Genomic DNA, 14951 nt, shown 5'->3' with positions numbered 1-14951 from the left:
CGTGGTTGCATCACCGATTCTGCAGACGCCACGCACGCGCATTCGCCTTGCGGGGCAGGCGGATGCAGCGAAACTGCTGCGCTACCGCGTGGACAATCGCGAGCATCTGGCGCCATGGGAACCCCTGCGTGAACCGGCCTACTATACGCTCGGACACTGCGCGAAGACGATCGCCGATGGACGCGATAACGCGATGCATGATCGCGGTTATCCCTTGTTCGTGTTCGACCACGCGGAGGAGGCCATCCTCGCAACCTGCACCTTCGCCAACATCGTGCGCGGCGCATTTCAGGCGTGTCACTTGGGCTACGGCGTCGATGCGCGCATGCAAGGCCAGGGATTGATGCGTGAAGTGCTGGAGACGGGCATGGCCTGGGCGTTCGGCGAATTGCGCCTGCACCGGATCATGGCCAATTATCTGCCACGCAACGAACGCAGCGCGAAACTGTTGGCGTCGCTAGGATTCGAGCGGGAAGGTTACGCGAAGTGGTATTTGCAGATCGCGGGGGTGTGGGAGGACCACATCCTTACGGCGCTGGTCTGCCCCGGCGCATGAACAACTTCCCGCAGGTTGGGGTGCAAACCCCAACATTGCCATCTCCAACAAATCGCGATGTTGGGGTTTGCACCCCAACCTGCACGGAAAGCGCCGTTACGCTTTCGCCGCCGGCTTGCCACCGCGCGGGCGCCGGCGCTTGCGATTGCCCATCGCATGTTCACCGCCGCCATTGTTCTGCGGCGCATGGCCGTGCGGTCGATGCCCGTTGCCACCTTGCCGCGGCGGGCGCGCCTGGCGTTGGCCTTGCTTCGGACGCGGCGCATGCGCATCCAGGCGCAGCGGCGCGGACGGTTCGAAACCGCTCACGTCGCTGATGGTGATTTCCTGATTCAGCAGCTTGCGGATATCGCGCAGCAGGCCCGATTCCTCATGGCTCACCAGGGACAAGGCCAGACCGCTGGCGCCGGCGCGGCCGGTGCGGCCGATGCGGTGCACATAGTCTTCGGCCACCATCGGCAGATCGAAGTTGATCACGATCGGCAACTGGTCGATATCGATGCCGCGCGCGGCGATGTCCGTCGCCACCAGCACGGTGACGCGGCCGCTCTTGAAATCGGAAAGCGCACGCGTGCGCGCATTCTGGCTCTTGTTGCCGTGGATCGCGGCCGCACGCAGGCCCGACTGCTCCAGGTAACGCACCAGTTTATCGGCGCCGTGCTTGGTGCGGGAAAACACCAGCGTCTGGCGGCGGCTGTCCTTGCTGAGCACGTGCAGCAGCAGGTCGCGCTTGCGGGACGCATCGACCGGATGCACTTCGTGGCTGACCGTGGTCGCTACGCTGTTGGCCGGCGTCACCGACACTTCGCGCGGCGAGTGCATGAACTGCATCGCCAGCGCCTTGATTTCCGGCGCGAAGGTAGCGGAGAACAGCAGCGTCTGGCGCTGTTTCGGCAGCGCACCGATGATGCGCTTGAGCGCGGGCAGAAAGCCCATGTCGAGCATGCGATCGGCTTCGTCCAACACCAGCACTTCAATGCCGGACAGATCGATCGTGCGCTGCTGCATGTGATCGACCAAGCGGCCCGGTGTGGCAATGATGACATCGGTGCCACGACGCAGCGCCTGGATCTGCGGGCCCATGCTGACGCCGCCGAAGATGGCCGCACTGCCTACGCGCAGATGCTTGCCGTAGGTGCGCATGTTGTCGTGGATTTGCGCCGCCAGTTCGCGCGTGGGCGTAAGCACCAGCGCACGCGGGCGCTTGCTTGCAGGCGTGGTGGTGGACATGCGCTGCAGCAAGGGCAGCGCGAACGCGGCGGTCTTGCCGGTGCCGGTTTGCGCGGCGGCCAGCAGGTCGTGGCCTTCCAGTACCACCGGAATGGCGCCGGCCTGGATCGGGGTGGGTTCGGCGTAGCCTTGTTCGGCGAGCGCGCGCAGCAACGCAGGGGCTAGGCCCAGCGATTCGAAAGACATGAAATGCTCCTGTGCAACCCGGAGCCTTCATGCAGAACCGCGTTGCTATCGATAAGGGTTGGGAGGAACGCGTCCAGGATGGGATGCGTTCGAGCGCGCAGTATACATGAATGGCGCACCGGCCGTTTGTAGGGCTTTCGCAGCATGGTAGCCTCGCGCCACTCAATGGGAGCCGAGCATGTCTGTCCTGTCCGCCCTTCGCGAGTTGAATCACGAGCAACGACATACCGTGCTGGCGAGTTTCCTGGGTTGGATGCTCGATGCGTTCGACTATTTTCTCTATACCTTCGTGATCGTCGGTATCGCGAAGGAATTCGGCGTCGATCGCACCGAAGTCACGCTGGGCGTGTTTCTGACCCTGGCGGCGCGTCCGATCGGTGCATTGTTGTTCGGGCGCCTGGCCGATCGCTTCGGTCGCCGGCCGGTGCTGATGATCGACGTGCTGCTGTTTTCGCTGTTCGAGCTGGCAACCGCGTTTTCTACCTCGATCACGATGCTGCTGGCGCTGCGTTTCCTGTTCGGCGTGGCGATGGGTGGCGAATGGGGCATCGGCGCCTCGCTGGCGATGGAGTCGATTCCGGCCAGATCGCGCGGCCTTGTGTCGGGTTTGCTGCAGAGTGGCTATCCCTGCGGTTTCTTCCTGGGCGCGCTGGTGAACTGGCTGCTGATCGATCACATCGGCTGGCGCGGCCTGTTCGTAGTGGGCGCGTTGCCGGCCCTGCTGGTGCTGTATATCCGGCGCAGCGTACCCGAATCGCCGGCATGGGAGGCGAGCCAGGCAGCGCAGGGCAAGCTCAGCCTGGGCCAGGCGATGCGCGGCCACTGGAAGCTGGCGATCTACCTGATGTGCCTGATGGCGGCCTTCAATATGTTCAGCCATGGCTCGCAGGACATGTATCACACCTTCGAAGAGGTGAACCTGCATCTGCCGAGCGGCTCGAGTGCGGCGTTTGTGCTGGTGGCCATGCTCAATCTCGGCGCGCTGGTGGGCGGCATCTGCTTCGGTGCGTGGTCGGAGAAAATCGGCCGCCGCCGCGCGATGATCACCGCCGCGCTGCTCGCCATTCCGGTGATCCCCTTGTGGACGTACGGCGGCTCGCTATGGCTGCTGGGCGTGGGCGCGTTCCTGATCCAGGTGATGGTGCAGGGCGCCTGGGGTGTGGTGCCCACGCATCTGAACGAGCTCTCGCCGGATGCCGTGCGAGGTACCTTGCCGGGCTTCGCCTACCAGATGGGCAATCTGATCGCCGCCGGCACCGCCACGGCGCAGTCCTGGCTGGCGTCGCAGGGGGCCGGGCTGCCGCTGGTGATGTCCTTGTGGATCGCCGCTGTGGCTTTGCTGCTGGCCTTGCTGGTATGGCTAGGGCCGGAGGCGCGCGGCGTGCGCTTCGGTAGCTGATAGAATCGCCGCCTTTACCGCACGAGAAACAGGCAATGAAGGCTGGCAAGGACAAGGTCATCGCGTTCCACTACACGCTCACCGTAGATGGCGAGAAGGTCGAAAGCTCGCACGACGGCGGCGAGCCGTTGTGGATACTGCTTGGCCATGGCCAGCTCATTCCCGGCCTGGAAAAGGCGCTGGAAGAGCACGCCGCCGGCGACACGCTGCAAGTGGAAATTCCGCCGGCCGAGGGCTACGGCGAACGCCAGGAAGGCCAGATCCAGCGCGTGCCGAAGAAATATTTCCAGCAGGGCAACCGCCTGAAGCCGGGCATGGTGACGGTGTTGTCGCTGAAGCAGGGCGGTCAGCGCGCGGTGACGGTGCACAAGGTCGGCATGTCCACGGTCGATGTGGATCTGAATCACCCGATGGCGGGCAAGACGCTGAACTTCGACGTGGCGATCCAGGAAGTGCGCGAGGCGACGGAAGAAGAGATCCAGCACGGACATGCGCATCCGCCGGGCGCCGAGGCCCATTGATCGGCGCAATTCGTAGGCTGGGATGCTAATCCCAGCATCGCGCGACGCCAAAAGCTGGGATTGGCATCCCAGCCGACACGTCACTCAAATAAAGCAACGGCGCCCTTTCGACGCCGTTGCTTTATCAATCAGCCGCTCACATCAAACCAGGCTGATCTGCACATCCACATTGCCGCGCGTGGCATGCGAATACGGGCAGATGTCGCGGTGCGCGATGTCGACCAATTCCTGCGCCACGGCGCGGTCGATGCCCGGCAGGCTCACTTCCAGCTTCACAGTGATGGCAAAACCGGTCGGTTCGCGCGGCCCGATGCCGACGTGACCGGTTACCGAGGCATCCTTCAGTGTGATTTTCTTCTCGCGCGCCACATAGCGCACGGCGCCTTCGAAGCAGGCCGAATAGCCGGCGGCGAAGAGTTGTTCCGGATTGCTGCCGGCGCCGCCCGGGCCGCCGAGTTCCTTCGGCACTTTCAGATCGAAATCCAGCACGCCATCGCTGCTGTGGATATGGCCTTCGCGGCCGCCCTGGGCAGTGGCGGTAGCGGTGTAGAGGACTTTGGTCGGGTTGCTCATAGGTTTTTCTCGCTTGGGTCGGAGGGGGAGGCGAGTTGCGTCGCCAGTTTTTTGAGCTCGTCGCGCAGTTGTTTGAAAGCATCGACGGTCATGCAAAGTTTTTCGGCCATGCAGCGCGGTACGTCGGCCGCGCGCTCGCGCAGCGTATGCCCGGCATCGGTCAGGGTGATTTCCACTTCGCGCTCGTCGCTTCGACGGCGCTGGCGGCCCAGCAAGCCGGCCTGTTCCAGCCGCTTCAACAGCGGCGTGAGCGTGCCCGAGTCCAGTTGCAGGCGTTCGCCCAGCTCGCGCACGGTCAGCCCGTCCTGTTCCCATAACACCAGCATCACCAAGTACTGCGGGTAGGTGAGGTCCAATGCGTCGAGCAGCGGGCGGTACGCCGCCGTCATCCGGCGTGAGGCGGCGTAGAGCGCGAAGCAGAGCTGTTCGTCCAGCAGCAGGGAGGGGTCGACGGATTTCTTCATGCAGCAAACGATAGCATCAAATTAAATTGTGTACAATTTAATTTTCGTGAAGGCATGTAGGTTGGGGTGCAAACCCCAACGTCGACATGTATCTGCATTCCGGATGTTGGGGGCTGCGCCCCCGCCCGAGGTTCAATCCAGCAAGCGTTTGCCGTAGGCGAAGTGATCGCGCCAGTACGGCCCGTCGATATCGTCCAGCCGCACCGTGCCACCGCTATTGGGTGCATGTACGAAGCGGCCCTTGCCGACGTAGACCCCGACATGGCTGATGCCGCCGCCGATGGCGAAGAACACCAGGTCGCCGCTCATCAGGTCGTCCATGCGCTTGATCTTGGAGCCAATGACCGAAGCCATGTCGCGTGAACTGTGCGGCAGCGCGATGTTGGCCGCGTTGCGATAGATGTAATCGACCAGTCCGCTGCAGTCGAAGCCGCCCGCCGGCGTGTTGCCGCCGTAGCGGTACGGCGTGCCGACCAGGGCCATGGCGCGGAACAGCACGTCGTTGGCGGTGCCGACGGCGTTTTCGGGTGCGCGCGCGGGTTCATCGGCAAGCGCCGAACGCGATGGCTTGTAGGTGGCCTCGCGGCGGGGCGAGCTGGCGCAGGCGGCCAGCAACAGCAGCACGGCGGCCAGCGCGCCCAGGCGCATGGCGCGGACGAACGATCGATGTTTGTCGGGATCTTCGGCGCCGGCCAAACCCATAAGAAAACCTCGGCGTGTTTGCGTCGAGGTTATAGCAAATCAACGGTTTGCATGGAAGTTTTCAGGGACTGGAAGAGCTTTCCGGCAGCAGCGGCAAGCCGGGCTCAAGAACGTCACCGCACCTGCGCAGATGCTGCGCATTGCCGTGGATGGTGGTCGTCTTGCCCGGCAAAGCTACTCGTGCGTGCGAAACGGCAACAAGAAAGCAAAGAACCATTCTCGCGCGATCAGCGAGGCGGTACCTCGATATCTTGCTGATGCAGCGTTTTGCCGGTGGCGTCCCAGGCGCGCAGGCGGTAATGGCCCGGGAACAAATAGAGCACATTGTGCGAACGTCTGTGCAGGAAGGTGTAGCGATCGGCCGGTGTGGCGTTGTCGGGCTCGTTCGGATAATGCGCGTCGATCGCGCAGGGAACCTGGTTGTCGCAAAGATCCGTGTTGATCGGATAACGATCGCGCGCACCGCCCAAGGCCAGCCATGAGGGCCGCTGGTCGAGATCGAAAGGCGTGCGCGGCAAGATGACCTCGCGGTGCAATGCATCGCTGCGCATCAAGCCGTTCACGTCCAGATCGCGTTCCGCGGCAGGCGGCAGCACCACCGTCACATCGTGCTGCCGTGGATCGGAACTCCAGATTTGCCCGTCGCTCTTCGCACGCAGCACATAAGGCTGCTGTTGCGGGAAGCGGCTGGCCACGGTGTTGTAGAAACCGAAATCCAGGCCGCCCACCGCCACATCGCGAAATTGCGTCTGGTCCACGCACAACGGATCCTCGCCGGTGATGCGCTTGAGCTGCATCGCCATCGGCTGGATGCGGCTGCCCAGGTTGCCCACCGCCTTGTCGATATGCGCGTAGCCCGCATGCACGAACAGCTTGGCGTGGCTGTCCTTGTCGAATACTTTCTGCAGCGTGCGCGCTTGCTCGCCGTCACGGTTTTCGGTGGTGGCGTCTTCGGGATCGTAGGGGAGGACGGTGTAGCCCAGCCGGATCGCCTGGCGCACGATCTCGCCATACAGCGGCTCGAGCACGTATTCGCTGCCGGAGCTTTCGGTTGCGTAGCCGCGGCGCATCAGGTCGACGTCCTTGGCGCTGAGCGCTTCAACGGCGAAGTACTGGTAACCGAGCTCGCGCAGGCGCGGCAGCAAGGCCAGCGTGAGCTCGCGGGTGTGTGCATCGTGATGTGCTTCGTTGACCATCACGATGCGACGATTGGCGGCGAGCTTGGCGATCACGTCGGCCGCATCGACGGCTTGCCATTGATCCGATTGCGGCAGTGGCGTGGATCGTGGTGGCGCCACGCGGTTGTCGAACGGGAAGGCCATCATGGCTTCGTTGTACAGGCCCAGTTCGCTGTCCACGGTCGCCAGCAGTTGCTTCGCGAGCAGTTTGTCTTCGCCGGCAAGCAGGGGTAGTACCGAGCTCAAGTATTCGTAGCGCGCCAGCCCGTTGGGCGCGGTGCCGAAGTGATCGAGCAGTTCGGTGGTGGAAGGGGCGGACAACTGCTCGCGCGCGCTGACCGGGGCCACCAGCACGGTCGTGCAAAGCAGGCACATCACCATCTTCATGCGCATCGGCGTTGGGGGAGGTCGTGGATGCGACACCAGCCTGCGACGAAGCCTGGCGCTGCGCAAGTACTTGTGCAGCAAATGCCGGGCGTGGCTGCCAGCGACAGGCTCGGGCGCCCAGAATCAAGCACCAATGGTTTCGTTTTGCGCAAGGCCACCATGGTTCGAACGGGCTGGACGGCTACAATGGTCCGATGAATTCCTCTCGCAGCGACATACTGATTCTGGGTGGTGGCGTCATTGGTCTTTCGTGCGCACTGCATCTGCTCAAAGGCGGTGCGCGGGTGCGCGTATTGGAGCAGGGCACGCCCGGCTGCGGCAGCTCCCATGGCAATTGCGGCACCATCACGCCCAGCCACGCGGCGCCGTTGTGCATGCCCGGTACGCTGGGCGTGGCCTTGCGCTCGATGCTCCAGGCCGATGCGCCGCTTTATTTGAATCCACGGCTGGATAGCGCGCGCCTGCGCTGGTTGCTTGGTTTCGCGCGGCGATGCACCTGGCGCGATTTCGAACACGCGGCGCGAGCGCGGGCGGCGATTCTGCAACGCTCACGCGGCCTGATCGCCGACCTGGTTCGCGATGACCGGCTGGATTGCGAATTCGTGGAAGAAGGCCTTCTATACGTCTATCGCAGTGCTGCGCAGATGGCCGATGACGAACACCATCACGCACAGTTGCTCGATCGCATGGGCGTGCCGGTGCAGCGCCTGCGGGGCGCCGAAGTGGAAGCGCTGGAGCCGGCGCTGAAGCCGGGCGTGCAAGGCGGCCTGTTCCATCCGGACGATGCACGTCTGCGGCCGGACCGCTACGCCGCCGAGCTGGCGCGCAGGGTGAGCGAGCTGGGCGGCGTGATCGAGACCGGCGCGAAGATCGAGCATTTCGCCACCGACGGCAAACGCATCGTGGGCGTCACCACCTCACGCGGCGATTTCACCGGCGATCGCGTGGTGCTGGCGCTGGGCGCGTGGTCGCCTTTGCTCGGCAAGCGCCTGGGTTTGCGCTTGCCGATGCAGCCCGGCAAAGGCTATTCGTTGACCTACACCCGGCCGCAACAGGCGCCGCGCTATGCGATGGTGCTGCGCGAAGCGAAGGTGTGCATCACCACCTGGGACAGCGGTTTCCGCCTGGGCAGCACCATGGAGTTCTCCGGCTATTCGGAAGGTCTCAACCGCAAGCGCATGGATGCCCTGCGGCGTGGCGCCGCGGAAGGATTGCACGAACCCGAAGGCCCGCAACTGCAAGAAGAATGGTGGGGCTGGCGTCCGATGAGCGTGGATGAAATACCGATCATCGGGCCGAGCGTGCGCTGGTCGAACCTGCATCTGGCGACGGGGCACGGCATGCTGGGTGTGAGCATGTCAGCGGCAACCGGCGAACTGGTCGCTGCGCAGATCTACGGCGCCGCGCCGGCGATCGATCCGGCGCCTTATGCGCCAGCACGTTTCGGTCTTTAGCTGTGCGTGTTGCACACGTAACTTGAAAGCATGTTTTGACCGTGCATCGCCAGTTCGGCGTGGCATGGCGGCGGGAAACAATCACGGCAGGAGGATGCATGAGCGAACGCTTCGATCTGATCGTGCTGGGCGCAGGCTCCGGTGGCTTGAGCGTGGCGCAGCGCGCGGCGCGCCTCGGTGCACGCGTCGCATTGTTCGAGCCCGATCCGCTGGGTGGCACCTGCGTCAATCGCGGCTGCGTGCCGAAGAAGGCGATGTGGTTCGCGGCGCAGATCGCCGATATGCATCGGCTTGGCCGCGAGATCGGTTTCGATGCCGAACCGCTGCGCCTGGACTGGGCGCGCTTTCGTACCTTGCGCGATCAGTACATCGCGGGCATCCGCCATCGCTATGCCACGCGGCTGGACCTGGCCGGCATTCGCGTCATCGAAGCATCGGCGCGCCTGCTTTCCAGCGATACGGTGGTTACGCCAGAAGGCATGCAGGCCAGCGCACCGCACATCGTGATCGCCACCGGCGCCAGGCCGCATCGGCTTGATATCCCCGGTTTCGAACTGGGCATCGTTTCCGACCAGATCTTCGAGCTGGATGCGCCGCCGCAGCGCATCGCGGTGGTGGGCGGTGGCTACGTGGCGGTGGAATTCGCCGGTGTGCTGAGCGGACTCGGTTGCCAGATGGACCTGCTGGTGCGCGAGAACATGTTGAACGACTTCGATCTCGAACTGGTCGAGGGGCTGGCCGTGCAGATGCAGGCGCACGGCATTCGCATCCTGCGCAATACGCGCATCAAGGCCGCTCGCGGGCAACCGGGCAGGGTGACGCTGGAAGCGCTCGATGGCGCCGAGCACGGTGTTTACGATGCGGTGTTGTGGGCGGTGGGACGCGTGCCGAACAGCAGCGGCTTCGGCCTGGAGGCGCTCGGCGTGGAATGCGACGAACGCGGTCACATCCTGGTGGACGCCTACCAGAACACCAACGTGCGCGGCGTATACGCAGTGGGCGACGTCACCGATCGCCGGGCGCTCACGCCGGTGGCTGTGGCAGCAGGACGTGCGCTGGCCGATCGGCTGATCGGCGGGCAGGCCGACGCCAAGTTCGACGACAGCGTCATTCCCAGCGTGGTGTTTGCCGAACCGCCGTTGGCGGCGGTCGGCCTTACCGAACAGCAGGCGCGCGCCCGTTACGGCGATGCGGTGAACGTGCACACCGGCCGCTATACGCCCTTGCTATGGATGGTGGCCGGCCGCGCCGAGCAAAGCGTGGTGAAGCTCGTCACCGTGGGCGAGGAGCGCAAGGTGGTCGGCATCCATGTGCTGGGACCGGGCAGCGACGAGTTGCTGCAGGGTTTCGCGGTGGCGATGCAGAAGGGGCTGTATTGGCGCGATCTGAAAGCCACGATCGCGATTCACCCCACTGCCGCCGAGGAACTGCTGTTGCTGCACTGATCGCCAAGGGCTCACACTTCGGGCATGGATACGTTCACCCTTACCCGCGGCCACGCGCCGCTGCTGATCAGCTTGCCGCATGACGGCACCCATCTTCCCGGCGAGCTGGCCGAACGGCTGCAGCCCGCCGCCCGTCGTGTACCCGACACCGACTGGCATGTCGCGCGGCTGTACGAGCCGCTTGCGCGGGAGCTGGGTGCCAGCGTGATCAAGCCGGTCGCCTCGCGCTATGTGGTCGATCTCAACCGCCCCGCGGACGGCCACGCGCTGTATCCGGGACGGCGCGAAACGGGCCTGGTGTCGACCATCGGTTTCGACGGGCAATCGTTGTATCTGGAGGGGAAGGAGCCGGATGCCGACGAAATCCACCAGCGGGTAGACATTTGGTGGCGCCCCTATCACCAGGCGCTTGCCGGTGAGCTTGCGCGGCTCAAAGCGGAACACGGCCGGGCAGTGCTGTGGGACGGCCATTCCATCCGCAGCCAGGTGCCCATGCTGTTCGAAGGACGCCTGCCGGATTTCAACCTGGGTACGGCCGATGGCGCGAGCTGCGGCAGCGAGCTGCAGTGGCGGCTCACCAACGTGCTGGAGGCGCAGAGCCGCTACGACTTCGTCGTCAACGGGCGTTTCAAGGGTGGCCACATCACGCGCCATTACGGGCGTCCGGCTGACGGCGTTGAGGCGGTGCAACTGGAGCTGGCGCAGTGCCAGTACATGGACGAGGAAAGCTTCGCCTGGGAAGAAGGCAAGGCGAAACAGGTGCAGGAAACCATCCAGGCTTTGCTGCGCTGCTGCCTTGCCTGAGCCGATCGCGTTGTCGGCGGTTGGAGGCATTTGTTTAAAAGGCTACCGGCGTCGTCGTCATGTTCCGACCGTCGTTCAGTTTCGGTATGCCGAGGTGGTTGCATTGTTAGGGCCGTCACGCCGCCCGCGATAGCCGGGTTCCGGCCGGGTCCGTGGCAACCAAAATTTCGAGGCTCATGATCATGATGCGTAAACTTGCGATCGCTTCTCTGCTCGTGGCAGGTGTCGCTCTTTCCGGTTCGGTGCTGGCCCAGGACACGTCGGCTGCTCCGGCGCCCGCTTCGACCTCGGCTGCCCCCGCCAAGCACACCCACCACAAGTCCTCGACCCATAAGTCGCACACCAAGTCGCACAAGAAGACCGGCGAAGAGATGGCTCCGGCTTCCAGCAGCACCGCTGGCAAGTAATCCTCTCATCCGATTCGGATGCAAAGACCCGGCGGGCGCAGGCCCCCGGGTTTTTTTATGGCTGCGATGAAGCCCGCAGCGCGGCCACGCATTTCAATTCGATCGCGATCGGCGTGGGTAGCGCGGTAATGCCCAGCGTGGTGCGGCAGGCGTCCACGCCCTTGAAGTACTCGGCATACAGGCGGTTGTAGGCCGGAAAATCGCGCGCCATGTCGGTAAGGAACACGGTGACGTCCACCATGTCTTCCCAGCGCGCGCCGCTGGCTTCGAGCACGGCGCGTACGTTCGCGAACACCTGCCGGCATTGCCGTTCGATGTCGTAATCGGCCAGCTTGCCGTCGGCGTCGTAGACATTGCCGGGAATGGCGTTGCTGCCCGGCTCGCGCGGCCCGACGCCGGAAAGAAACAGCAGGCTGCCCACGCGGCGCGCGTGCGGATACGCACCGACCGGCACGGGCGCGGCATCGGTGCGTACCACGTCGCTCATCGCAGTTCCTTCGAACGACGCATCAGCAGCTCCAGCGCCTGCTCGTACGCCGGGCGCAGCGCTTCGCGCGAAGACACGTGCATGCCCAAGTCATGCATGTGGCCGTTGGAAAGGCCGTAGCACCATGCGTGCACGGAAAGCGGCTGGCCGCGGTCCCAGGCGTCCATCACGATGGTGGTCTGGCACACGTTGACCACTTGTTCGATCGCGTTGAGTTCGCACAGGCGCATGTTGCGCAGGGGCATCGAATCCAGGCTCGTCAACTTGTCGACGTGTTTATGCGCCACATCGCCGACATGGCGCAGCCAGTTGTCGACCAGACCCAGGCGCGCATCGTCCAGCACCGCCTGCACGCCGCCGCAGCCGTAATGGCCGACCACGATGATGTGTTCCACCTTCAGCGCGTCCACCGCGAACTGGATGGTGCTCAAGCAGTTGAGGTCGGTGTGCGAGACCACATTGGCGACATTGCGCTGTACAAAGATCTCGCCAGGGGGCAGGTCCACGATCTGCGTGGCCGGCACGCGCGAATCGGAACAGCCGATCCACAGGTACTTGGGCGATTGCTGCTTGGCGAGCCGCTCGAAGAATTTCGGATCGGCTTCGGTGACGGCGGCCGACCAGCGGCGGTTACTGTCGATCAGTTCTTGTAGGGGATTGGTCAAGGCAGTTTCCTCTAACGTCGGGAGTCGTCAATCGTCAATCGAAGACAGCAGGCTGGTTGCCTGCCTTGGCTTTGGGTATACGCTTTTCACGATTCACGATTCACGATTCACGATTCACGATTCACGATTCACGATTCACGATTCACAGTTCACAGTTCACAGTTCACAGTTCACAGTTCACAGATAGCGAATGCACACGTTGCGCGGCTCGGTGAAGAAACGCAGCGCTTCGACGCCGCCTTCGCGCCCGACACCGGATTGCTTGCTGCCGCCAAACGGCGTGCGCAGGTCGCGCAGCAGCCAGCAGTTGATCCACACGATGCCGAACTCCAGCTGCGCGCCCATGCGATGCGCGCGCGACAGATCGCCGGTCCAAAGCGACGCGGCAAGCCCGTAGCCGGTACCGTTGGCGATGGCGAGCGCGTCGGCTTCGTCATCGAATGCAATCAGCGTGACGACCGGGCCGAAGATTTCCTGCTGGTTGGTGAGCGTGTCGTTCGACAAACCTTCGATCACCGTGGGTGCAATGAACCAGCCGTCGGCGCAGCGCCCTTCGAGTTGCAATGCGTTGCCGCCGCAAAGTATGCGTCCGCCTTCGTCGCGCGCTTGCGCGATGCAGCGCATCACCTTGTCGAAATGTTCGCGTGACACCAGCGCGCCGAGATCGCTGCTGGCTTGCTGCGGATCACCGACGCGCAACGCGTTGACCTTGGCCAGATAGCGCTCGCGAAAACTGTCATAGATCGAACGCTGTACCAGCAGGCGTGAGCCGCACAGGCAGATCTCGCCCTGGTTGGCGAAACCGGAGCGCACGATGGTGTCGAGGTTTTCGTCGCTGAGCTCCGCATCGGCAAACACGATCGCGGGATTTTTGCCGCCCAGTTCCAGCGAAAGTTTCTTGAACTGCGGCGCAGCGGTCGCCGCAATGCTGGCGCCGGTGCGTGTGCTGCCGGTGAAGGAAATGGCTTTCACCGCGGGATGCTCCACGATCGCCTGGCCGGTGGCCGGGCCGCGCCCTTGCACGATGTTCAGCACGCCCGGCGGAAAGCCCGCTTCGATGCTGAGTTCGCCGAGCAGGGCGGCGGTGCACGGCGTGATTTCCGATGGCTTGGCGATCACCGCGTTGCCGCTGGCCAGCGCCGGCGCGATTTTCCAGGTGAACAGATATAGCGGCAGATTCCACGGACTGATGCAGCCGACCACGCCGAGCGGATGGCGCAGGGTGTAGTTGATCGCGCCGGTTTCCATCGCGTGCGCTTCGCTCTCCCAGGCGACGATGGCGGCGGCGAAGAAGCGCAGGTTGGAAACGGCGCGGGGAATGTCCAGGCGCCGGGCGAGCGATACCGGCTTGCCGCTGTCGCGCGATTCCAGGGCGGCGAATTCGTCGAGGCGCGCTTCGATCAGGTCGGCCAGCCGATGCAGCAACTGCGCTCGCGTGTCGGCCGGCGTCGCCGCCCATCCCGGCGCCGCCCGCTGCGCGGCGTACACGGCGGCGGCCACATCGGCAGCGCTGGAATCGGGACATTGCGCAAACACGGCGCCGGTGGCCGGTTCATAGACATCCAGCCAGTGATCGTCCAACGGCGCCGCGAGGCGACCATCGATGAGATTGGCGAGGCGAGTGCTTGGCATCCCTGCAAGCTTAGGACCAGAAGCGGTGGATTGCACCGGACGCTAGCTCAGTGCCTTGGTCCGGCCACCGTCGACCGCGATGCTCACGCCGTTGACGTAGGCCGCGGCCGGCGTGCACAGGAACGCGATCACGGCGGCAATTTCCCCGGGTTCGCCGAAACGGCGCGCGGGAACCGCTGCCGCCATCTCCTTGGCCAGCTCCTGCTCGCTGCGCCCGGTTTTCTGCGCCTGTACGGCGAGCAGTCCGTCCAGCCGGGCGGTGCGTGTGTAGCCAGGCAGCACATTGTTGACAGTGATGCCGTCGGCCGCCAGTTCGCCCGACAGCGTCTTGGCCCAGGCGGCCATCGCAGCGCGCACGGTGTTGGATACGCCGAGTCCGGCGATCGGTTCCTTGACCGAGGTGGAGATGACGTTCACCACGCGTCCGTAGCCGCTGTCGCGCATGCCTTGCAGCACCGCCTGCAACAGCGTATGGGCGGCCAGCACGTGCTGGCGGAAAGTGTTCTCGAACGCGCTGGATTCGGCGCTGTGGATGGCGCCGCCGGGCGGGCCACCGGTGTTGTTGACCAGGATATGCACCGGCCGGGTCAGCACCAGGTCGGCTGCCGCGACATGCAGGGCTTCGGAATCGAGCATGTCGACGCTGCGCCAGCCATGGCGTTGCGCGGCATGCGTGCGCGGCAGGTTGTCGGCGAGCGCGGCCAGCTTATCGGCGGAGCGCGCCAGCAGGGTGATGTCGGCGCCGAGTTCGGCCAGCTCGATCGCCGCGGCGTGCCCAATGCCTTGCGATGCGCCGCACACCAGGGCGTGACGGCCGCGCAGATTCAAATCCATGTGCTCTCCCGATTAGAGCCTGCTTAA

General features: G+C 64.3%; 16 protein-coding genes. 7 read left to right on the top strand and 9 right to left on the bottom strand.

Annotation, left to right across the window (positions count from 1 at the left end; all coding sequences use genetic code 11):
• Position 1 precedes the first annotated feature (1 nt).
• A complete protein-coding gene (locus tag ACTHNE_RS11270; protein ID WP_440269292.1) occupies positions 2 to 556 on the top strand; it encodes a GNAT family N-acetyltransferase in 555 nt (184 codons plus the stop codon).
• Positions 557 to 652: 96 nt separating this feature from the next.
• Here ACTHNE_RS11270 and ACTHNE_RS11265 read toward each other — a convergent pair whose 3' ends face one another.
• Entirely contained in the window at positions 653 to 1972 is a 1320-nt protein-coding gene (locus ACTHNE_RS11265) for a DEAD/DEAH box helicase (RefSeq protein ID WP_440269291.1), read from the bottom strand.
• A gap of 178 nt (positions 1973 to 2150) precedes the next feature.
• Here ACTHNE_RS11265 and ACTHNE_RS11260 point away from each other — a divergent pair, with 178 nt between their 5' ends.
• Entirely contained in the window at positions 2151 to 3371 is a 1221-nt protein-coding gene (locus tag ACTHNE_RS11260; protein ID WP_324937170.1) for an MFS transporter, read from the top strand.
• 35 nt (positions 3372 to 3406) lie between these two features.
• The gene (locus ACTHNE_RS11255) at positions 3407 to 3892 is read left to right on the top strand and encodes an FKBP-type peptidyl-prolyl cis-trans isomerase (protein ID WP_440269290.1); all 486 of its coding nucleotides are present in this window, start codon (positions 3407 to 3409) and stop codon (positions 3890 to 3892) included.
• Between the two features lie 141 nt (positions 3893 to 4033).
• Here ACTHNE_RS11255 and ACTHNE_RS11250 read toward each other — a convergent pair whose 3' ends face one another.
• The 4 genes from ACTHNE_RS11250 to ACTHNE_RS11235 form a co-directional block, all read right to left on the bottom strand.
• On the bottom strand, positions 4034 to 4465 hold the full coding sequence (locus ACTHNE_RS11250) for an organic hydroperoxide resistance protein (protein ID WP_440269289.1): 432 nt from the start codon (positions 4463 to 4465) through the stop codon (positions 4034 to 4036).
• Positions 4462 to 4929, bottom strand: a complete 468-nt coding sequence (locus tag ACTHNE_RS11245) for a MarR family winged helix-turn-helix transcriptional regulator (RefSeq protein WP_440269288.1) — start codon at positions 4927 to 4929, stop codon at positions 4462 to 4464. The genes ACTHNE_RS11250 and ACTHNE_RS11245 overlap by 4 nt, the downstream gene beginning before the upstream one ends.
• A 132-nt stretch (positions 4930 to 5061) precedes the next feature.
• Positions 5062 to 5577 carry a C40 family peptidase gene (locus tag ACTHNE_RS11240; RefSeq protein ID WP_324944066.1) on the bottom strand — a complete coding sequence of 172 codons (516 nt, stop codon included), beginning with the start codon at positions 5575 to 5577 and terminating at the stop codon, positions 5062 to 5064.
• A gap of 281 nt (positions 5578 to 5858) precedes the next feature.
• Positions 5859 to 7196, bottom strand: a complete 1338-nt coding sequence (locus ACTHNE_RS11235) for a hypothetical protein (RefSeq protein WP_324944060.1) — start codon at positions 7194 to 7196, stop codon at positions 5859 to 5861.
• 194 nt (positions 7197 to 7390) lie between these two features.
• Between ACTHNE_RS11235 and ACTHNE_RS11230 the strand changes: the two genes are divergently transcribed.
• The 4 genes from ACTHNE_RS11230 to ACTHNE_RS11215 all read left to right on the top strand — a co-directional run bounded on the left by ACTHNE_RS11230 (position 7391) and on the right by ACTHNE_RS11215 (position 11306).
• Positions 7391 to 8650, top strand: coding sequence for an NAD(P)/FAD-dependent oxidoreductase (locus tag ACTHNE_RS11230; protein ID WP_440269287.1), 1260 nt, complete (start codon positions 7391 to 7393; stop codon positions 8648 to 8650).
• Between the two features lie 98 nt (positions 8651 to 8748).
• Positions 8749 to 10095 (top strand): glutathione-disulfide reductase, encoded by a 1347-nt coding sequence (gene gorA, locus ACTHNE_RS11225; protein WP_440269286.1) that lies wholly within the window; start codon positions 8749 to 8751, stop codon positions 10093 to 10095.
• 24 nt (positions 10096 to 10119) lie between these two features.
• Positions 10120 to 10899, top strand: coding sequence for an N-formylglutamate deformylase (hutG, locus tag ACTHNE_RS11220; protein ID WP_324947192.1), 780 nt, complete (start codon positions 10120 to 10122; stop codon positions 10897 to 10899).
• Between the two features lie 182 nt (positions 10900 to 11081).
• Positions 11082 to 11306, top strand: a complete 225-nt coding sequence (locus ACTHNE_RS11215; RefSeq protein WP_324947190.1) for a hypothetical protein — start codon at positions 11082 to 11084, stop codon at positions 11304 to 11306.
• Positions 11307 to 11361: 55 nt separating this feature from the next.
• Here ACTHNE_RS11215 and ACTHNE_RS11210 read toward each other — a convergent pair whose 3' ends face one another.
• From ACTHNE_RS11210 to ACTHNE_RS11195, 4 genes are all read right to left on the bottom strand, one after another.
• Positions 11362 to 11793, bottom strand: coding sequence for a RidA family protein (locus tag ACTHNE_RS11210; RefSeq protein WP_440269285.1), 432 nt, complete (start codon positions 11791 to 11793; stop codon positions 11362 to 11364).
• Positions 11790 to 12458, bottom strand: coding sequence for a carbonate dehydratase (gene can, locus ACTHNE_RS11205; protein WP_324947187.1), 669 nt, complete (start codon positions 12456 to 12458; stop codon positions 11790 to 11792). The genes ACTHNE_RS11210 and can overlap by 4 nt, the downstream gene beginning before the upstream one ends.
• Before the next feature lie 177 nt (positions 12459 to 12635).
• Positions 12636 to 14090 carry an aldehyde dehydrogenase gene (locus ACTHNE_RS11200; RefSeq protein ID WP_440269284.1) on the bottom strand — a complete coding sequence of 485 codons (1455 nt, stop codon included), beginning with the start codon at positions 14088 to 14090 and terminating at the stop codon, positions 12636 to 12638.
• 42 nt (positions 14091 to 14132) lie between these two features.
• The gene (locus tag ACTHNE_RS11195) at positions 14133 to 14924 is read right to left on the bottom strand and encodes an SDR family oxidoreductase (protein ID WP_324947183.1); all 792 of its coding nucleotides are present in this window, start codon (positions 14922 to 14924) and stop codon (positions 14133 to 14135) included.
• Positions 14925 to 14951 lie beyond the last annotated feature (27 nt).

The organism is Dyella sp. (assembly GCF_051954575.1).
Classification (GTDB): domain Bacteria; phylum Pseudomonadota; class Gammaproteobacteria; order Xanthomonadales; family Rhodanobacteraceae; genus Dyella_B.
The sequence above is the reverse complement of the archived record's forward strand: the minus strand, read 5'-3'. Positions and strand labels throughout refer to the sequence as shown.